This is a genomic window from Streptosporangium sp. NPDC050855, from assembly GCF_044456585.1.
Lineage (GTDB): Bacteria > Actinomycetota > Actinomycetes > Streptosporangiales > Streptosporangiaceae > Streptosporangium > Streptosporangium longisporum.
Genome location: NZ_JBITFY010000009.1, coordinates 292,469 through 309,614, shown reverse-complemented (window position 1 = coordinate 309,614; position 17,146 = coordinate 292,469). Strand labels below are relative to the sequence as shown.

Sequence of the window (17,146 nt, the reverse complement as noted above, 5' to 3'; positions counted from 1 at the left end):
GACTACAGCATGTAGCTGCTTCGCCGACGCGCCGCCCATGCCGATGGGGTGCGCCGTCTGCGGGCACGCTCCCTACGCGCACGGCTGCCCCGGCCAGGCCGCCGATCACGAGTACCTCCAGCCGTCCGCCGAGCTGATGGACGAGCGCCTCGACGCGCGCCGCCGGCTCGGCCTCGGCCGGGCCCTGCCGACGTTCGGGCCCGTCCGCGAGGTCACCGCGCGGCCGACGCTCGTTCCCGCTCCTCGCCGGGCCGAGCCCGAGGCGGCACCGTCGCGCACCCGGTCCGTCGGCCGCACCGACCTCCGCCGCCCGGCCGCTCCCGGCGGCGTACGCCCGCACCGGCCGGTCGAGACACGCGCCGACCGTGCGCTCCGCCTGGCCCTCGCCCGGCGACGGGCCCGCGCCGCGGCCCTCACGCTCCACCCGACCGGCGCCGGCACTCCGCCCCCGCGCCCCGGGGAGCCACTCGACCGGCCGCCGCTCACCCTGTTGCCGCTCCCGCCCGAGCACCGGCACCAGCCCCTCCGGCCTGGGCACGCCGTCGCCCTCGGCCGGAGCCACCTCCCGGACAGCATCCCGCCCCGACGGTACGAGCCCTCCCGGCAGGGAGCCGCGGCATGAACGCGACCCTGTCCCCAGACGGCACCTCCATGAGCAGGCGCGGCGGCGGTCATGCTTCCCACGCGGACGCCGCCGCGCCCTCGACCATCGCCCAGGCCGCGGCACAGCGGTTCGCCGCCCTGCGCCGCGCCGAAGAGCTGGCCATCGAGCTGGCCCGTCACGACATCTCGGCCGACGTCCACGAGCTCGCCTCCGGCCGGGCCGCGGTGTCGATCTACTACGGGCTGATCGCCTTCACCGACGGCCAGGAGATCCGGTGGACCTCCCCGAAACCCTCCTACCGGGGCAGGCCGGTATCCGTCGCGGAGGCGACGATGGCCGCCGCGGTCGACCGGCTCGTCCGCGACCACCGGATCCTGCGTTCCCGCCCGCTCACCGACGTGCTGGGCAGCGAACTGCCGCTGCTCGCCGACGTCCTCACAGCCGACCATGTCGTCCCGCGATGACGCCCTGGCGGCGCGAGCCGCCCGGCAGGTACAGGAGCACGCGCCGACCTGGCTGGTCTTCTGGAGCCTGCACAACCAGCGCTTCGAGGCGTGGGAACTCACCGACCCGGCCCGCTGCCGCATCGTCCACGCCACCGACGCCGGTGAACTGTGGGACCTGATGCAGCAGGTGAACCTTGACCTGTGGCGGACCCGGCCTCAAGGCGATCGGCCGCCCACGCCCGTTGTGGCCGATCGCCCGGGTCCGCCACTTCCGGTGGCCCCGGGACTCACCCCCTCGGCCGGCCTGCCCCCGGGCCGGCCGGCACGAGTCCCGGGGCCACGTCACCCCTCGCGGGAAGGAGCTCGGCTGTGATCCCGCCCAACGGCACGCCGGTGGCCGACCGGCTGAGCGCGGCCACCTGGCGGCCCACCGCCGTCACCGTCCTGCAGCGGCTCCGCACCGAGCTGCACGCCTACCGGACCTGTCCGGCGATCACCTACGACGGCGGGCAGCCGCGCCTCGTGGTCAGCGACGAGCTGACCGTGTGGGCCGACCGCGCCGGGACCGTCTTCTCCTGGGGCCCCTCCTTCACCGAGGAAGCCGTCGACCACGCCCCGGCCGACGACCCGGCACGGGTCGCACGCCGGATCGCCGAACTGCTCGGCGAGCACCGCACCGAGCCGAGGACGGCTCCATGAGCAGCGTGGCGGTGCGGCGACCGGCCTCCCGTACCGTCACGCCTTCCACTCTCGCAGGCGGAGGCGCGCAGCCGGCCGGGTCGCCGCCAGGAGGGCCGCCCGCGGGATGAGTGCGGTGCCCTCGTCAGGGGTGGCGAGGGCACCGCGCAATTCCTATGGCCGTTTCGTTCCCGACGGGACCCGGGTGCGGTGCGTGAGTTCCGGCGGACGGCCGAGGCTCGACGCGGTGGCCGGTGCAGGGCCGGCTGAGGAATCACCGCCGGCGTCGCCTTCGAGCGTGAACCGGCACGATCTGCTCGTCACTCGTGCGGTTGGAAGGTGTCGGGGCCGGGGGTCCGGCCGCCGACGGTGGCGACGATCTCGGCCGCCAGGTCGTGGACCTTGAGGTTGCGGTTCTGGGAGGCGCGGCTGAGCAGGGCGAAGGCGTCTTCGGCCGAGCAGCGCTGCTGGGCCATCACGATGCCGATCGCCTGGTCGATGACGCTGCGTGAGGCAAGGGTGGCGCGCAGGTCGGCGTTCAGCTTGGACTGGTCGGCCATGCGCAGGCTCAGCGCGACGGCGCCGGCGGCGGTGTCGGCGAACACTCTCATCCGCGCCAGGGCGTCGTCGTCGAAGGCGTCGGGGCGGGGGTTGTAGAGGTTGTAGCCGCCCACCTGGCCGCTGGGGCCCATCAGCGGCAGCGACAGGCAGCTGCGCACGCCGTGGACGAATGCCTCGGTGCAGAACGAGCGCCAGCGCGGCTCGGTGGAGGTGTCGGTGATGTGGTTGGCCTGCCCGCTGGACAGGGTGTCCAGGCACGGGCCCTCGCCGGTGCGGTACTGGATCTGATCGACGGCCAAGGTGAGATCGTCGCTGCTGGCGATCGTCACGGCGCGCTCGCCTCGCACGACGGTGAGGCCGCACATGCTGCCCTCGGGCAGCGCGGCCACGGTGGCCACGGTCAACTCGTGCAGGAATCCCTCGAAGGTGTCGGTCGCCACCAGCAGCGACAGCAACCCGTCCGACCAGGTGGGACCCGAGGGGGAGGTCAACGGCGAAGACATGGCTCGCCCGCGATTTTCTGGGGCTGCGCCCCACCGGTCACCGGCGACGAGACGTCTGGCCGACGTGTGCGAAGTGCCTGCGGTGACTTCCCCAGCTTTGCACGCCGGTGATGGTGCTCACGCCGATGGGGTGGGTATGGTTGAGGTCGGTCCAGAGACGCGGCCTCCTTCCGCCATGCCCGCGAAGGTCAACGCCTAATGTCTTCCGACCCGTTCATCTCCTCCCTGTCGCCGCGCCCGACGACCGATGATTTTGACGCGCTGCTGGAGGTACGGACCTGGCGGCTGGAGTCGCTGCGGATTCTTCGCCTCCTGGGCGAGCTGGACGTCTCCACCGCCCCCCGCGTGCGCGCCATCCTCGACAAGGTGGTGTCCGCGCCCCATGAACCCATGGTGATCGTGGATCTGACGCAGTTGACCTTCATCGCCTCGGCAGGGGTGGGACTGCTGGTGGAGATCCGCAGGCGGGTCGGCGAGCGCGGGGGACGTCTGATCGTGATCCTCGCCCCGGGCAGCAGTCCCCGGCGTCTTTTCGACCTGACCGGCATGAGGGATTACTTCGAGGTGGCAGAAAGCCTCCGAGAGGCGGTAGGCGTCCTGAAGCGGGCAGAGGGCGACCTGGCCCGGCGGGGCGGGACCGGCGAGATGCCGTAGGTGCCCTCTGCCCGCACCCGGCTGTGACGTCAGGTCGATGGGCAGGGGTCTACGACGAACGGCTGTACTGCCCGCATCGCGGCGACAGCGACCGGAACCCGTGAGGGACCCGCTTCGACGGCAACCATTGAAACCCCGGCACCCGGCTGCCCAAGGTCCCGCCATCGTCTCCTACCGCGACCCCGGCGGCACCGAAGACCGGCTCTTGCGCCGTCCACCGCGGTCAGCGCCCTGCGCCCGTGCCCCTCCTGCCGACAGGGGATCGGGGCCCGGGGGTCATGGACGATCGCCCCGAACGCAGAGGCAGAAACGCCAGGGCGCGATGAGTCACCCGGGCAGGTCGAAGGTGTCAAGGTCGGGGGGCCTGGCCGCCGACGGTGGCGACGATCTCGGCCGCCAGGACGCGGATCTTGAGGTTGCGGTTCTGCGAGGCGCGGCTGAGCAGGGCGAAGGCGTCATCGGGCGGGCAGCCCTGCTCCATCACGATGCCGATCGCCTGGTCGATGACGCTGCGCGAGGCCAGCGTGGCGTGCAGGTCCTCGTTCGATCGCGCCTGGCCTGCGATGCGCACCGCCAGGGAGACCGCACCGGCGGCATTGGCGGCCAGGACGTGCATCCGGGCCTGGGCGGCCTCGTCGAAGGCGTCGGGACCAAGGTTGTAGAGGTTGTAGACGCCCCTGACCGTGGTCGGCTCCGGCAGCGCCAACGGCATCGGGATCGACAGGCAGCTGCGCACCCCGTGCGCGAAGGCCTCGGCGCAGAAGGCCGGCCAGCGCGACTCGGCGGAGGTGTCGGCGACGTAGCAGACCTCACCGCCGGCCAGGCTGTCCAGGCACGGCCCCTGACCGGTGCGGTACTGGATCTCATCGACGGCCAGGGTGAGATCGTCGCTGCCGGCGATGGTCGCCGCATGCGAGGCGCGGGCGACGGTGATACCGCACATGCTGCCCTGCGGCAGGGCCTCGACGGTCAGCACGGCCAGCTCGTGCAAGAACGTCTCGAAGGTCTGCGTCGACAACAACAGCGACAACAGCGGGTCCGGCCAGGAGGGATCGGAGGTGGTGATGAGCGGCGACGACATGACGTGCCTGCGAATTCCCGGGGTTACACCCCAACGATCACCGGTGACGAGACGTCCAGACGACGGGTACAAGGTGCCCACGGTGACCTTCCCAGCTTTACACGCCGGTGGTGGTGCTCACGCCGGTAGGGCGGGTAGGCGGGGTCCGGGCCCGGAGACGCGGCCTCCTTCCGTCATGTCCGTGAAGGTCGACGCCTGACGTATCGCGACCCGATCGCCTCCTCCTTGCCTCCACGTCCGACACCCGATGGTCTTGACGCGCTGCCGGAGGGACGGACCTGGCGGCCGGAGCCGCTGCGGATCCCTCGCCTCCTGGGTGAGCTGGACGCCTTCACCGCTCCCCGCGTGCACGCCACCCTCGACGAGGTGGTGCCCGCGCCCCGTGAGCTCATGCCGATCGCGGATCTGACACAGCCGGCCTTCATGGCCTCGGCGGAAGCGAGGGGGCCGCTGGAGATCCGGCAGCGGGTCGACGAGCGCGCGGGACGCATGGTCGTGATCCTGGCCGCGCGGAGCCGTCCACATTGGCGATCCTCTGGCGAAGATCGCCGATGCGAACAGCGGGCGTTCTACGTGCTCAGCGGAGAGCGTGGGATTCGAACCCACGAGACCGGTCACCCGGCCTAGCGGTTTTCAAGACCGCCGCCATCGTCCACTAGGCGAGCTCTCCTGGTGACACGTCCGGAGAACGTGTCAGATTGCACCCTAGTCTCTCATTGGCCCGGGGGTGCCCGGGACCCGGCGGGCGCCTCGCGTCCTTTCGGGCACGGGGCGGCCGCCGGGTGCGGGTCAGGGCTGGGGACCGGCGAAACCGTCACCGACCGAGGCGGCCAGGCGGAGGTAGGAGTCGCGGGTGGCGGCCTGGAGCCTCTCCAGGTCGATCTCCGCCCCCTCCTCCAGGTGCGGGTCGTAGGGAACGCGGATGACCGCCCGGCAGCGGGCCGCGAAGTGGGCTTCCAGGCGGTCGAGGTCGACGGTCGACTTCGAGCGCGGGCGGACGCTGCACAGCACCACGGTGGCCGAGCGTACGAGCTCCTCGTAGTGGTGGGCCTCCAGCCAGTCGAGGGTCGCCGATGCGGCGCGGGCGCCGTCCACGGACGGGGAGCTGACCAGGACGAGCTGGTCGGCCAGGCCCAGCACACCGGACATGGCCGAGTGGAGCAGGCCGGTGCCGCAGTCGGTGATGCAGATCGAGTAGAAGTTCTCCAGGACCTGGGAGACCGACTGGTAGTCGGACGCGCTGAACGCCTCCGACACCGACGGGTCACGGTCGGAGGCGAGGATCTCCAGGCGTGACGGGGCCTGCGAGGTGAAGGCCCTTATGTCGACGTACCTCTTGATCTGCTGGCGCTCGTTGAGCAGGTCGCGGACCGTGGCGGAGGTCTCCAGTTCCACCTTGTCCGACAGCGTGCCCCGGTCGGGGTTGGCGTCGACCGCGATGACCCGGTCGCCGCGGACCTGGGCGAGGGTGGCGCCGAGGCCGACCGTCGTGGTGGTCTTGCCGACACCGCCCTTGAGGCTGAGCACGGCGACGCGGTGGTGGCCGGTGGCCACCGGGGTACGGGCGCGCGCGACCAGTTCCCTGCGCCGGCGGACCTCGGGGGACTCACCGGGCTTGATCAGCCCGGCGGACGCCTTGAAGATCAGCTTCCGCCAGCCTCCGGAGGGGCCGTTGCGGCGTCCCCTGAGCAGGGACTCCGGGTCCAGGCTGTCGGCCGACTGCCGGGGGCCGGTTCCGGGGGTGTGCTGCCTGGCGGGAGCGCCGAAGGCCGGTGCCGGAGCCGTCTGGCGGCGGCGCGGCTGGTAGGGCTCGCGGGCCGGCTCGACCGGCTCCGTGCCCGGGGCGAAGGGGTTCTCCCCTCCCGGCGCGAAGGGGTTCTCACGCTCGGGTGCGAAGGGGGTCTTGCGCTCGGACGCGAAGGGTGTCTCACGCTCGGGTGCGAAAGAGGTCTCGCGCTCGGTCGCGAAGGGGGTCTCCCTCGTCGGCGCGAAGGGGGTCTCCCGTTCGGTGCGGAACGGGTTCTCCCGCTCCGTGGGCGGGACGTTCTCCCGTTCCGTCGCCGCCGGCGCGTCCTGGCCGGGTGCGAAGGCGGAGAACGCGGAGGGGGACGAGGCGGGCGCGGCACCGGCACGCTCCGCGCCCGACGAACCGGAGAGGGGACGCTCCGGCGAGGTCGGGGCCTCGGCCCGGTCCGTGCCGAAGGACTCCGGCGCCCGGAACGACTCGCCGCGATCAGAGCCGCGATCAGAGCCACGGTCGGAGCCGCGATCGGAGCCACGGTCCGTCCCGCGGTCCGGCCCGCGCTCGGAGCCGCGGTCGGGGATGGACGGGGAGGCGGCGGACGGGGAGGACGGGAAACGCTCGGGTGCCTCCTTCGCCGCGCCCGACGCGGATTCGAAGATCGTCCGGTCGCGGTCGTGCTCGGCACCGGTCGCGGGGAAGCGCTCGGCCGCCGGGGCACCCGCGACGAAACGGTCCTCCCTGGGCGTCCCCGTCACGGTACGGCCACCGTCGGCCGTGCCGGAGGCGGGCCGGTCGTCGTCGGAGGGACGGCCGGGCCGGTCGGACTCGGATCCGGTGACCGGAAGGCCGGTACCGGCGGGACGGTCCGCGCTCCCCGGGGTGGAGCTCGTACGCTCCGCCTCGGTACGGCCGAAGGAGAACCTTCCGGTGTCCGCGTCCGCCGGGTCCTTGCCGCCGAAGGCGAACCGCTCGGTCTCAGGGGCGGCGGGCCGTGCGGGCTCGGGATCGAAGGATCCGCCCGGGGGCACGGCGGGGGTGAAGGGCTCGACCTGCTCGGCCGGACGCCGGGGCTGTTCGAAGAGACCGCGGGACGGCTCCTGGGCGGGCGCCGCGAACGGGGTGCGGATGTGCGGCTCGGTGAAGTCGCCGGGCTCGTCGGGCTCCTGGCGCGGCAGCGGCTTGAGCGGGGCGAGGAAGCCGTCGTCCTGCCTGCCGGAGGCTGGCGCGGGCACGGTGAAGGAACTCGCCGTCTCGGAGGCCTCCAGCCACTCGGCCGCGTCGGCGTCCTCGACCGGCGGTTCGGCCACGACCTCGGGCGTACCCGCGGCCGGGTGGGCCGAGTCGACGGCCGCGCGGAACAACGGCGAGGAGGTCGTGTCGGGCTCGGTCGGGACCAGGCTCCAAGGATCCTTGGGGTACGGCGAGATGACGGCGTCGTCCACCGTGGTGGACGTCACCGCCAGGGCGGGCGCCTCCTCCTGCTCCTTGATGGCGTCGAGCCAGGCGAGCTGTTCCTCGAGAGATTCCTCACGATCGTGTCTTGCCACCGTGTTCCCCCTCGGGATGGGCATAAAAGGGCAGCAAACACATAGCAGGTTAACGCCCTGTGTTCTTGTCAACGCGAGCAACCACCAAGTTGAAGCTCAGCGGATACCTTTGTTCCATGCGCGCCATCGTGATCGATAAACCCGGCGGACCGGAAGTCCTGGCCTGGCGGCAGGTCCCCGACCCGGCCGTCGGGCCCGGTGACGTCCTGATCGAGGTGACCGCCTCGGCCGTCAACAGGGCCGACACGCTGCAGAGACAGGGCGCCTACGATCCGCCGCCCGGCGCGTCGCCGTACCCGGGGCTGGAGTGTTCCGGTGTGGTCGGCGCGGTGGGGCGCGACGTCGAGGGGTTCGCCCCGGGTGACCGGGTGTGCGCGCTGCTCAGCGGCGGCGGGTACGCCGAGCGGGTGGCCGTGCCCTGGCAGCAGGTCATGCGGGTGCCCGAGGGCGTCGGCCTGGACGAGGCGGCCGGCCTGCCCGAGGTGGCGTGCACGGTGTGGTCCAACGTCTTCATGACCGCGCGCCTGCGCAAGGGGGAGACCCTCCTGGTCCACGGGGGCGCCAGCGGGATCGGCACCATGGCGGTGCAGCTGGCCAAGGCGTTCGGCTCCCGCGTGGTCGTCACCGCCGGATCTCCCGAGAAGATCGCCCGCTGCCTGGAGCTCGGGGCCGACGAGGGGATCGACTACCGGCGGGAGGACTTCTCCGAGAGGGTAAGGGCCGACGTGATCCTCGACATCATGGGCGGCGCCTACCTCGCGGGCAACGTCAAGGCGCTGGAGACGGGCGGGCGGCTGGTCGTGATCGGGCTGCAGGGCGGCGCGAAGGGCGAGCTGAACCTGGGGGCCCTGCTGGCGAAGCGGGCCTCGGTGCACGCCACCACGCTGCGTGCCCGTCCGGTCGACGAGAAGGGGGCGATCGTGCGCGGGGTGGTGCAGAACGTCTGGCCGCTGGTCGACGCGGGGGCGATCCGGCCGGTCGTGCACGCCCGGGTGCCGATGAGCGACGCGGCCGAGGCGCACCGGATCCTGGAGACCGGAGAACACATCGGGAAAATCCTGCTAGTAAGTTGAGGCTATGAACGCTGAGGAGAACACCCCGCACATCGTGGTCGTGGGTCCCCAGGGCTCCCAGTCCGAGGCGGACGGCGAGAGCCGGTCGATCGCGGACCTGGTCGAGCAGCCCGCGAAGGTGATGCGCATCGGAAGCATGATCCGTCAGCTCCTGGAGGAGGTGCGGGCGGCTCCCCTGGACGAGGCCAGCCGCAAGCGGCTCAAGGAGATCCACGAGAGCTCCATCAAGGAACTCGAGGACGGGCTCGCGCCGGAGCTCGTCGACGAGCTGGAGCGGCTGTCGCTGCCGTTCACCGAGGACGTCAACGGCACCCCGCCCAGCGAGGCGGAGCTCCGGGTCGCGCACGCGCAGCTGGTCGGCTGGCTGGAGGGGTTGTTCCACGGCATCCAGACCACGCTCTTCGCCCAGCAGATGGCGGCCCGTGCCCAGCTGGAGAACATGCGCAGGGCACTGCCCGGGGGCATGTCGTCCCTCCAGCAGCAGCAGGAGGGCGGTTCGGCCACCTCGGGCCCCTACCTGTAGCGGGTCCCTGCCCGTAGCGCCCTGCCTGTAGCGGCTCCCTGCCCGTAGCGGCTCCGGCCCGGTACCCGTGACGGGCACCGGGCCCCTCAAGAGGCGTAGAGCTTCTCCAGCACCTCGGCGACCCCGTCCTCGTTGTTGGTCCCGGTCACGTGATCGACCGATGCCAGCACCTCGGGGTGGGCGTTGGCGACGGCGTACGCGGTACCGGCCCAGCGGAGCATCGGAAGGTCGTTGGGCATGTCGCCGAAGGCGATCACCTCGTGCGACCCGATGTCGCGGGTCGTCGCGAGGTGGGCCAGCGCCGTGGCCTTCGTCACGCCGTGCGCGCTCATCTCGACCAGCGCCCGCCCGCTGGAGTGGGTGGCGGTGACGAGATCGCCGACCAGGCCGTGGACGGCCGCGTGGAGGATGTCCGGATCCATCGTGGGGTGCAGGGCCAGCAGTTTGGCGCAGGGCCGCGAGGTGAGGGTGTTCGTGCCGACCTGGAGCCCGGCGACCTCCCTGCTGTCCCATCCTCCGAGGAGGAAGTCCGACTCGTGGGCGAACCCGCTCTCGTACTCCACGGAGAAGGAGAGGTCGGGCACCTTCTCCCGCAGGCGCCGGACGACCTCCTCGAGCACGTCGGGGTGGATGAGGTGGGAGTCGACGATGCGCTCGGTGTGCAGGTCGTAGACCAGGGCGCCGTTGGCGCAGATGGCCAGGCCGCGGTGGCGTACGGCCCCGGCGACCGGGTGCATCCAGCGGGGCGGCCTGCCGGTCACGAAGACCAGGGTGGCCCCGGCGTTCTCCACAAGCGAAAAAGCGGCGACCGTACGGGAGGAGACGGTGCCGTCCGAGCGCAGCACGGTGCCGTCGAGGTCGGTGGCGACCAGCCTGGGGCTTTGCATAACACGTCCCAGTCTGCACTGTGATGGGCGGTCTGTCGGCCCCCGGGATCCCGTCGAAGGAATCTTCCTCGTGGCGGGAACACGGCCGGGCCGGATAGTGTTAGATGTGATGGCGTTGTATTAGCTGAATCCCGTTGTGAAAACCAGTTTTACTGAACCACCCGGGGCCCGCTGTACGACACATGGGGTTCATGAGGTGTGAATCCCGAAGTTTCAAATCCTGAGGGAGAGCTTTAATGGCTCAGGGAACCGTCAAGTGGTTCAACGCTGAAAAGGGCTTCGGCTTCATCGCACCGGACGGCGGTGCACCGGACGTGTTCGTGCACTTCTCCGAGATCCAGGGCAACGGCTACCGTAGCCTCGAAGACGGCCAGCGGGTCGAGTTCGAGATCACCCAGGGCCAGAAGGGCCCGCAGGCCTCGCAGGTCCGCGCCGTCTGACGCATAGACCTCTTGGTTGAACCGGAAGGCGGGGTTCGCTTCACGCGAACCCCGCCTTCTTCATGTCCGTGCTCCACGTCCGGGGCGATATGGAACGTGCCAGACGTCGCCTTTGTTGGGGCCGTCACCGGTCGGCTGTCACGTCCGTTCGGTCCTTGGATGTCCGCGTGACCGGTTCGGGCACCCGGCGGCCCTTACCGGAGGGTGATTCCCATCCGCGGACAAGGACCGGGAACCTTACCGGCGGGTGAGGTTCTCACCGGCCGGCGGGCCCTTCATCGGGGTCGAATCACACCGGCGAAGGACCCCGCGCGGGACTTCGCGCGGGGTCCTTCACGCGGTGGACGCGATCCTCACCGGAAACGGCCGCCCGTGAAGGATCCGGCCCCGGGAACCGCCCACCCCCTCGGGTTGGGCCCCCTCACCGGTAGACAAGGCCGGAGAGCCGCCAGGCGAGCCGGCGGCGGAAGGCGGGGACGCGCGCCAGCGTCCCCAGGACGACGTTCCTGAACGGCCGCAGGCGCCTGTCGACGTTGGCCAGCCGGGAGAGCAGCCCGGCGAAGGTGGCCACCTGCAGGGCCACGGGGCGGCGGGCGTCCGCGTAGCGGTCCAGTGCCCCCTGATCGCCCTTGAGCGCGACCAGGAGCGCCTCCCCGAGCACGACGGCGTCCTGGATGCCGGTGTTCATCCCCTGCCCTCCGGCCGGGCTGTGCACGTGCGCGGCGTCACCGGCGAGCAGGACCCGTCCGGCGCGGAAGGTGCGGGCCACGCGGTGGTGGACCCGGAAGCGCGACCCCCAGACGACCTCGTTCACCACGGCCCGCTCCCTCTTCGGGCCCCGGCCGTCCAGCAGGCCCTGGACGAAGGCCACGTCGGGGTGCTCGGGCGCCTCGTCGACCGTGGAGACGATCCGGTGGCTGCCGTCGGGCAGCGGCGCGACCACGACCAGCCCGGCGGGTGAGAAGAACAGCACCACCTCGTCGTCGGGGACGCCGCCGGTGAGCCGCACGTCCGCCAGGCTGAACGACTCCCGGTACTCCTTGCCCTCGAAGGCGATCCCCGCCTGCTCGCGGACCGTGCTGCGCATGCCGTCCGCGCCGACCAGGTACTTCGCGGTGACGACCGCGCCGCCGGACAGCCTCGCGGTCACCCCGTCGGTGTCCTGGACGAGGCTCTCCAGCCGGTACGGCCTGGCGACGTGGCCGCCCAGCTCGACGAGGCGTTCCAGCAGGATCCGCTCGGTGACGGCCTGGGAGATCATCAGCGTGTACGGGTAGCGGGTGGGGAGCCTGTCGAACTCGACCGGCACGAGCGTCCTGTCGCGGTCCCTGATGGTGAAGCGCGGCGCGTGGATGCCCAGGGGGGTCAGCCGCCCGGAGACGCCGATGCCCTCCAGGACCTCCAGGGTCCTGGCGTGGATGACGGCGGCGCGGGAGGTGTTGTCACCGGCCGCCTGGTCGTCGACGACGGTGACGCCGATCCCGTGCGCGGCGAGGGCTGCGGCGACGACCAGGCCGGTCGGGCCCGCGCCGATGACGAGAACGTCCGTGGTGACGGGAAGCATGTCGTTCTCCCTCTCGTATGCCAACGCTTGTTGGTCAACGGGTGTTGGCATAACTGTGCGCCTTCGGGCTGGCCATGTCAACACGTGTTGGCCTACAGTCGGTGACGTGCGGAGAACCTCGGACGACACCAAGGCGGCGATCCTGACCGCGGCACGCGAGCGCTTCGCCTCGGACGGCTACCAGCGCGCGACCATCCGGGCCATCGCCGCGGACGCGGGCATCGACCCGTCCATGGTCATGCGCTACTACGGCAGCAAGGACGGGCTCTTCGCCGCCGCCGCCGACGTCGACCTCAGGTTCCCGGACCTGACGGCCGTCCCCCGCCACACCGTGGGCAGGGCGCTGATCACCCACTTCCTCGACCGCTGGGAGGAGGACGAGGGCATGATGATCCTGCTCCGCACCGGTGTCACCGACGAGGCCGTCGCCGAGCGCATGCGCGGCATCTTCGCCACCCAGCTCGGCTCCCTGACCGCCCGCCTCATCGCCGACCCGGCCCAGGCCCCCGTACGGGCCGGGCTGGCCGCCACGCAGGTCCTCGGCATGGCCCTGTGCCGCTACATCCTCCGCCTGCCACCGGTGGCCGGGATGTCCCGCGAGGAGATCGTCGACTGGCTCGGCCCCACCCTGCAGCGCTACCTCACGGAGTGACCCGGGCCCCGGCGGGCTTCCCCGGCCGGGTCGTCGCCGGTCTCGGCATGACGGCGTCCGTCCCGGTGGGCCGGGCGGCGGCGAGGCGGCCGGCGGGGACGGGGGGCGGTGGGGACGGCGGGGGAACGCGCGAGGACCCCGCCGTGGGCGGGGTCCTCGCGGTGAAGTGGTGACGTGGTGACGTGGTGACGTGGTGAACGGGGGTGCCTCGGAACCGGCTACCTGACGGGTTCGAGCACGTCGAGGCCGACGTAGGGACGCAGCGCCTCGGGGAGCACGACCGAGCCGTCCGCCCGCTGGTGGTTCTCCAGGATGGCGACGATCCACCGGGTGGTGGCCAGCGTGCCGTTCAGGGTGGCCACGTGCCGGGGCTTGCCCCCAGCCTCACGGAACCGGACGCCGAGCCTGCGGGCCTGGAAGTCGGTGCAGTTGGAGGTCGAGGTGAGTTCGAGGTAGCGGTTCTGGCTGGGCACCCACGCCTCGCAGTCGAACTTCCGCGCGGCCGACGTGCCGAGGTCTCCGGCCGCGGTGTCGATCACGCGGTAGGGCAGCTCGACCTTGGCCAGCATCTCCTTCTCCCAGTCGAGCAGGCGCCGGTGCTCGTCGTAGGCGTCCTCGGGACGGACGTAGGAGAACATCTCCACCTTGTCGAACTGGTGGACCCGGATGATGCCCCGGGTGTCCTTGCCGTACGACCCGGCCTCGCGGCGGAAACACGAGGACCATCCCGCGTAGCGGTACGGCAGCGCGGAGTCGTCGAGGATCTCGTCGGCGTGGTAGGCCGCCATCGGCACCTCGCTCGTGCCGACCAGGAACAGGTCGTCGCCGGGCAGGTGGTAGACCTCCGAGGCGTGCGCCCCGAGGAAACCGGTGCCCTTCATCGACTCCGGCTTGACCAGCACCGGCGTGATCATCGGGACGAAGCCCGCCTCGATCGCCTGCTGCATGGCCATGTTGAGCAGCCCGAGCTGGAGCCGGGCGCCGACGCCCCTCAGGAAGAAGAACCGCGATCCCGAGACCTTGGCGCCGCGTTCCATGTCGATCGCGCCGAGCAGCTCGCCCAGCGCCAGGTGGTCCCTGGGCTCGAAGTCGAAGGACGGCTTCTCACCGACCTGCTCCAGCACGACGTAGTCGTCCTCGCCGCCCGCCGGAGCGCCCTCCTCGACCAGGTTGGGCACCGTGTAGAGCAGCTCGTCGAGCTCGACGCCGAGCTTCTCGGCCTCGGCCTCGGCCGACTTGACCTGCGAGGAGAGATCCTTCGCCCGCTCCAGCAGGGCCGCCTTCTCCTCGCCGGAGGCACGGGAGACCGACTTGCCGACGGTCTTCTGCTCGGCGCGGAGCGTCTCGAAGCGGCTCAGCGCGCCACGGCGGCGCTCGTCGAGGTCGAGCAGCGTTTCGACGACAGAGTCGTCCTCACCGCGGGCACGCTGCGACGCCCGTAGCCGGTCGGGATCCTCACGAAGGGTACGCAGGTCAATCACACGCATAAGGCTACCGATGGACGGCCGCGCTCCGCGCCCGGATTGATCCGTGCGCCGTCCCGGACCCGTCCGAAGACGGCGCGGGACGGCGGGGAGCGTACCTGGGCCGCCTCTCGGACCGGCCCGGGACCGGGGATCCCGGGCCCGGCGACAGGCTCGGAACAGGCTCGGAACAGGCGATCGGGCCCGGGTCAGACCCGGCCGGTGCGGATCCTGTCCAGCCAGCTCGCGGCCTCGGCGAAGTCGTCGTCCCGGGTGCCGCGCTTGATCTGCGGGGACAGGGCGTCGGCACGCGGGTAGCTGCCCAGGAAGCGCACCCGGGAGCAGATCCGGTGCAGGCCGGAGACGGCCTCGCCGACGCGGGCGTCGGCGACGTGCCCCTCGAAGTCGAAGTGGAAGAAATAGCGTCCGATGCCGTCGCCGGTCGGCCGCGACTCGATGCGGGAGAGGTTGACGCCGCGGACGGAGAACTCGGTCAGCATCTCCAGCAGCGCGCCCGGGTGGTCGTCGGCCAGAAAGGCGACCAGGGACGTCCGGTCCGCACCGGTCGGCTCGGGCAGCGGCCCGGGACGGGAGACCTGGACGAACCGGGTCACGGTGTCGGGACGGTCGCCGATCCCACCGGCCAGCTCGACCAGGCCGTAGTGCTCACCGGCGATCCGCGCGGCGATGGCCGCGTCGTACGGCGAGCCGGGGAGCGCGACCTCCTGCGCCGCGGCCGCGGTCGACGGCGCGGCGACCACCACCGCGTCGGGCAGCTCGCGGGCGATGAAGTTGCGGCACTGGGTGATGGCCGCCGGGTGGGTGAAGACCCTCTTGATGTGGGCGATCTCGGTGCCGGGGCGCGCCAGGAGCGAGAACTCGACGGGCAGCAGCAGCTCGGCGTTGATCAGCAACGACTCGCCCCGGGCGAGCTCGTCCAGGGTCGTGGTGATGGCGCCCTCGAGCGAGTTCTCCAGCGGAACGACGGCTCCGTCGGCCTGGCCGCGCCGGACGGCCTCCAGGGCCGCGGGGACGTTCGTGCTGGGCAGGCGCTCGGCCCCGGGCGCCAGGATGCGCAGGGCCTCCTCGGTGAAGGTCCCCTCCGGTCCCAGGTAAGCGAGTTTCGGCATGTCCCCAGGTTAGCCGGGACCCACCGGAAGATGCGCGCAGGATTACATACTCGGATCATTCCCTCGGCCGCGTGGGCCGTCCCGCCATGTGGCCGCCCCGTCTCAGAGGGTGGTCTTCCCCGGGGACGGACCCGCTTTCCGGGCGGGCCCGTTCTCATGGCCGCCCGGCGTGACGGCCCGGAACGCCTCTCGTCGCCGGGGCAGCCACACCCCGAGCAGCCAGACCAGGGCCAGCGCGCCCAGCCCGAACCCGTTCTGGACGATCTTCCCCAGCACCGGGCTGAGCACCGGGATCCCGGCCGCCTTGATCGTCACCCCCCACCAGGGGATCGGCAGCACGTAGTAGAGCCAGACCCCCGCGGCCACCCTGGTCCTGACCGGGTCGCGCCCGTCGCCGGCCAGGGCGCCGATCACCACGACCACCCAGGCCAGGTGGTGGATCCAGGCGACCGGCGAGAGCAGCACGGCCATCAGGCCCACCAGGGCGGCCCCGGTCACCGGGTGGCCGTCGAGCAGGGCCCTGCGGGCGTACCGGAAGCCGTACCAGGCGACCACGGCCACCAGCGCGATCCACAGGAGGGTCGTCAGGGTGTCGGGCAGGTAGAGCCGGATGAGCATGCCGCGCATCGACTGGTTGGTGGTCGCGGCGTTGGCGCCGAGCCGCTCGGGGTCGAGCAGCGCGCGGAACCAGAAGTCGGCGGCGTCCGACGGGATCACCAGGAACGGCAGCAGGGTCAGCAGCGCGGCGGTGAGCGCGGCCGTCAGGAAGGTCTCTCGCTGCTCACGCCTTCCGCCCGGCCCCAGGGCGGTGACGAGAAGGTAGACGAGGAAGACGCCCGGGGTGAGCTTGACCGCGACGGCCAGGCCGATCAGCATGCCGCGCGGCCACACCGGCCGCCGGACCGTGCAGTCGGCCAGGCAGAGCGCGACGAGCAGGATGTCCACCTGGCCGAAGCGCACCTGGTCCCTGATCGGCATCAGGTAGGTGCAGCCGATCATCAGCGCGGCGAACAGCAGCGGCCACCGGAACCGGCCCACGGCGCGCCACCCGCCCGGGGCACCGGGCACGGCCGCCCGCGCCGGATCGTCCCTCCCGACGGCATCGGCACTCCCGGAGGACGCGGCGGACCCGGCGTTCCCCGCGGACCCGGCGCTCCCGGCGCTCCCGGCGTTCCCCGCGGACCCGGCGCCGCCGTCGAGCACCGCGCGGAAGGAGAGCGCGACGGTGACCGCGAGGGTCAGGAAGATCAGCGCCGTCCACGCCCACTGCGCCGTCGGCCACGAGATCGCCGCCAGCGGCGTGGCCAGCAGCGCGGCCACCGGCGGGTAGGTGAACGGCAGCAGTTGCGGCGCGGGCGTCACGAAGTCGTAGACGGGCCGCCCCTGCAGCACGGCCTCTCCGCCGGTACGGTACACATCCAGGTCGACCAGGCGCTGGTCGTCCACGTTGCCCAGCCAGTGGAGCACCAGCGGGGCCACCGCCACGGCGACGAGCAGCAGCGCGAGCAGGTACGACGACCACCGCGCCCACGGGCTCCGTCGGGTCGCGGTCGTCTCGCCAGTCCTCACGACCAGGCAGGTTACCGTGGGGCCGGG

General features: G+C 71.9%; 17 protein-coding genes and 1 tRNA gene. 9 read left to right on the top strand and 9 right to left on the bottom strand.

The genetic code is table 11. The annotated features are described in order from the left end of the window. Window positions 1-37 precede the first annotated feature (37 nt). The 4 genes from ACIBCT_RS20190 to ACIBCT_RS20175 are packed head-to-tail and all read left to right on the top strand — an operon-like array spanning window position 38 to window position 1,749. The gene (locus ACIBCT_RS20190) at window positions 38-622 is read left to right on the top strand and encodes a hypothetical protein (protein WP_399190562.1); all 585 of its coding nucleotides are present in this window, start codon (window positions 38-40) and stop codon (window positions 620-622) included. Beyond that, window positions 619-1,068 (top strand): hypothetical protein, encoded by a 450-nt coding sequence (locus tag ACIBCT_RS20185; protein WP_399190560.1) that lies wholly within the window; start codon window positions 619-621, stop codon window positions 1,066-1,068. Before ACIBCT_RS20190 ends, ACIBCT_RS20185 begins: the two co-directional genes overlap by 4 nt. Then, window positions 1,052-1,423 (top strand): hypothetical protein, encoded by a 372-nt coding sequence (locus tag ACIBCT_RS20180; RefSeq protein WP_399190558.1) that lies wholly within the window; start codon window positions 1,052-1,054, stop codon window positions 1,421-1,423. Before ACIBCT_RS20185 ends, ACIBCT_RS20180 begins: the two co-directional genes overlap by 17 nt. After that, window positions 1,420-1,749, top strand: a complete 330-nt coding sequence (locus ACIBCT_RS20175) for a hypothetical protein (RefSeq protein ID WP_399190556.1) — start codon at window positions 1,420-1,422, stop codon at window positions 1,747-1,749. The genes ACIBCT_RS20180 and ACIBCT_RS20175 overlap by 4 nt, the downstream gene beginning before the upstream one ends. A gap of 299 nt (window positions 1,750-2,048) precedes the next feature. Here the strand turns inward: ACIBCT_RS20175 and ACIBCT_RS20170 are convergent, their stop codons facing one another. Beyond that, on the bottom strand, window positions 2,049-2,792 hold the full coding sequence (locus ACIBCT_RS20170; protein ID WP_399190554.1) for an ANTAR domain-containing protein: 744 nt from the start codon (window positions 2,790-2,792) through the stop codon (window positions 2,049-2,051). Between the two features lie 198 nt (window positions 2,793-2,990). On the opposite strand from ACIBCT_RS20170, the gene ACIBCT_RS20165 reads away from it, so the two are divergent. After that, on the top strand, window positions 2,991-3,446 hold the full coding sequence (locus tag ACIBCT_RS20165) for an STAS domain-containing protein (protein WP_399190552.1): 456 nt from the start codon (window positions 2,991-2,993) through the stop codon (window positions 3,444-3,446). A 349-nt stretch (window positions 3,447-3,795) separates the two neighbouring features. On the opposite strand, the gene ACIBCT_RS20160 is transcribed toward ACIBCT_RS20165, so the two are convergent. The 3 genes from ACIBCT_RS20160 to ACIBCT_RS20150 all read right to left on the bottom strand — a co-directional run bounded on the left by ACIBCT_RS20160 (window position 3,796) and on the right by ACIBCT_RS20150 (window position 7,818). Continuing rightward, window positions 3,796-4,527 carry a GAF and ANTAR domain-containing protein gene (locus ACIBCT_RS20160; RefSeq protein WP_399190550.1) on the bottom strand — a complete coding sequence of 244 codons (732 nt, stop codon included), beginning with the start codon at window positions 4,525-4,527 and terminating at the stop codon, window positions 3,796-3,798. A 581-nt stretch (window positions 4,528-5,108) separates the two neighbouring features. Beyond that, window positions 5,109-5,197: transfer RNA gene (locus tag ACIBCT_RS20155), tRNA-Ser, on the bottom strand. A gap of 119 nt (window positions 5,198-5,316) precedes the next feature. Then, complete coding sequence (locus ACIBCT_RS20150; RefSeq protein ID WP_399190548.1) at window positions 5,317-7,818, bottom strand: AAA family ATPase; 2,502 nt, start codon at window positions 7,816-7,818, stop codon at window positions 5,317-5,319. A 116-nt stretch (window positions 7,819-7,934) separates the two neighbouring features. Between ACIBCT_RS20150 and ACIBCT_RS20145 the strand changes: the two genes are divergently transcribed. Continuing rightward, complete coding sequence (locus ACIBCT_RS20145) at window positions 7,935-8,891, top strand: NAD(P)H-quinone oxidoreductase (RefSeq protein ID WP_399190546.1); 957 nt, start codon at window positions 7,935-7,937, stop codon at window positions 8,889-8,891. A gap of 4 nt (window positions 8,892-8,895) precedes the next feature. Next, window positions 8,896-9,414, top strand: a complete 519-nt coding sequence (locus ACIBCT_RS20140) for a bacterial proteasome activator family protein (protein WP_399190544.1) — start codon at window positions 8,896-8,898, stop codon at window positions 9,412-9,414. Window positions 9,415-9,500: 86 nt separating this feature from the next. On the opposite strand, the gene ACIBCT_RS20135 is transcribed toward ACIBCT_RS20140, so the two are convergent. Further along, on the bottom strand, window positions 9,501-10,301 hold the full coding sequence (locus ACIBCT_RS20135) for an HAD family hydrolase (RefSeq protein ID WP_399190542.1): 801 nt from the start codon (window positions 10,299-10,301) through the stop codon (window positions 9,501-9,503). 236 nt (window positions 10,302-10,537) lie between these two features. Between ACIBCT_RS20135 and ACIBCT_RS20130 the strand changes: the two genes are divergently transcribed. Further along, window positions 10,538-10,741 (top strand): cold-shock protein, encoded by a 204-nt coding sequence (locus ACIBCT_RS20130; protein WP_012886943.1) that lies wholly within the window; start codon window positions 10,538-10,540, stop codon window positions 10,739-10,741. Between the two features lie 421 nt (window positions 10,742-11,162). Here the strand turns inward: ACIBCT_RS20130 and ACIBCT_RS20125 are convergent, their stop codons facing one another. Further along, on the bottom strand, window positions 11,163-12,305 hold the full coding sequence (locus ACIBCT_RS20125; protein WP_399190540.1) for an FAD-dependent oxidoreductase: 1,143 nt from the start codon (window positions 12,303-12,305) through the stop codon (window positions 11,163-11,165). A 106-nt stretch (window positions 12,306-12,411) separates the two neighbouring features. Here ACIBCT_RS20125 and ACIBCT_RS20120 point away from each other — a divergent pair, with 106 nt between their 5' ends. Further along, complete coding sequence (locus tag ACIBCT_RS20120) at window positions 12,412-12,957, top strand: TetR family transcriptional regulator (protein ID WP_399190538.1); 546 nt, start codon at window positions 12,412-12,414, stop codon at window positions 12,955-12,957. Window positions 12,958-13,175: 218 nt separating this feature from the next. On the opposite strand, the gene serS is transcribed toward ACIBCT_RS20120, so the two are convergent. The 3 genes from serS to ACIBCT_RS20105 all read right to left on the bottom strand — a co-directional run bounded on the left by serS (window position 13,176) and on the right by ACIBCT_RS20105 (window position 17,119). Beyond that, window positions 13,176-14,438, bottom strand: a complete 1,263-nt coding sequence (gene serS, locus ACIBCT_RS20115; RefSeq protein WP_399190536.1) for a serine--tRNA ligase — start codon at window positions 14,436-14,438, stop codon at window positions 13,176-13,178. A gap of 191 nt (window positions 14,439-14,629) precedes the next feature. Beyond that, a complete protein-coding gene (gene pheA, locus ACIBCT_RS20110) occupies window positions 14,630-15,550 on the bottom strand; it encodes a prephenate dehydratase (RefSeq protein WP_399190534.1) in 921 nt (306 codons plus the stop codon). Window positions 15,551-15,652: 102 nt separating this feature from the next. Continuing rightward, a complete protein-coding gene (locus ACIBCT_RS20105) occupies window positions 15,653-17,119 on the bottom strand; it encodes a glycosyltransferase 87 family protein (protein WP_399190532.1) in 1,467 nt (488 codons plus the stop codon). Window positions 17,120-17,146 lie beyond the last annotated feature (27 nt).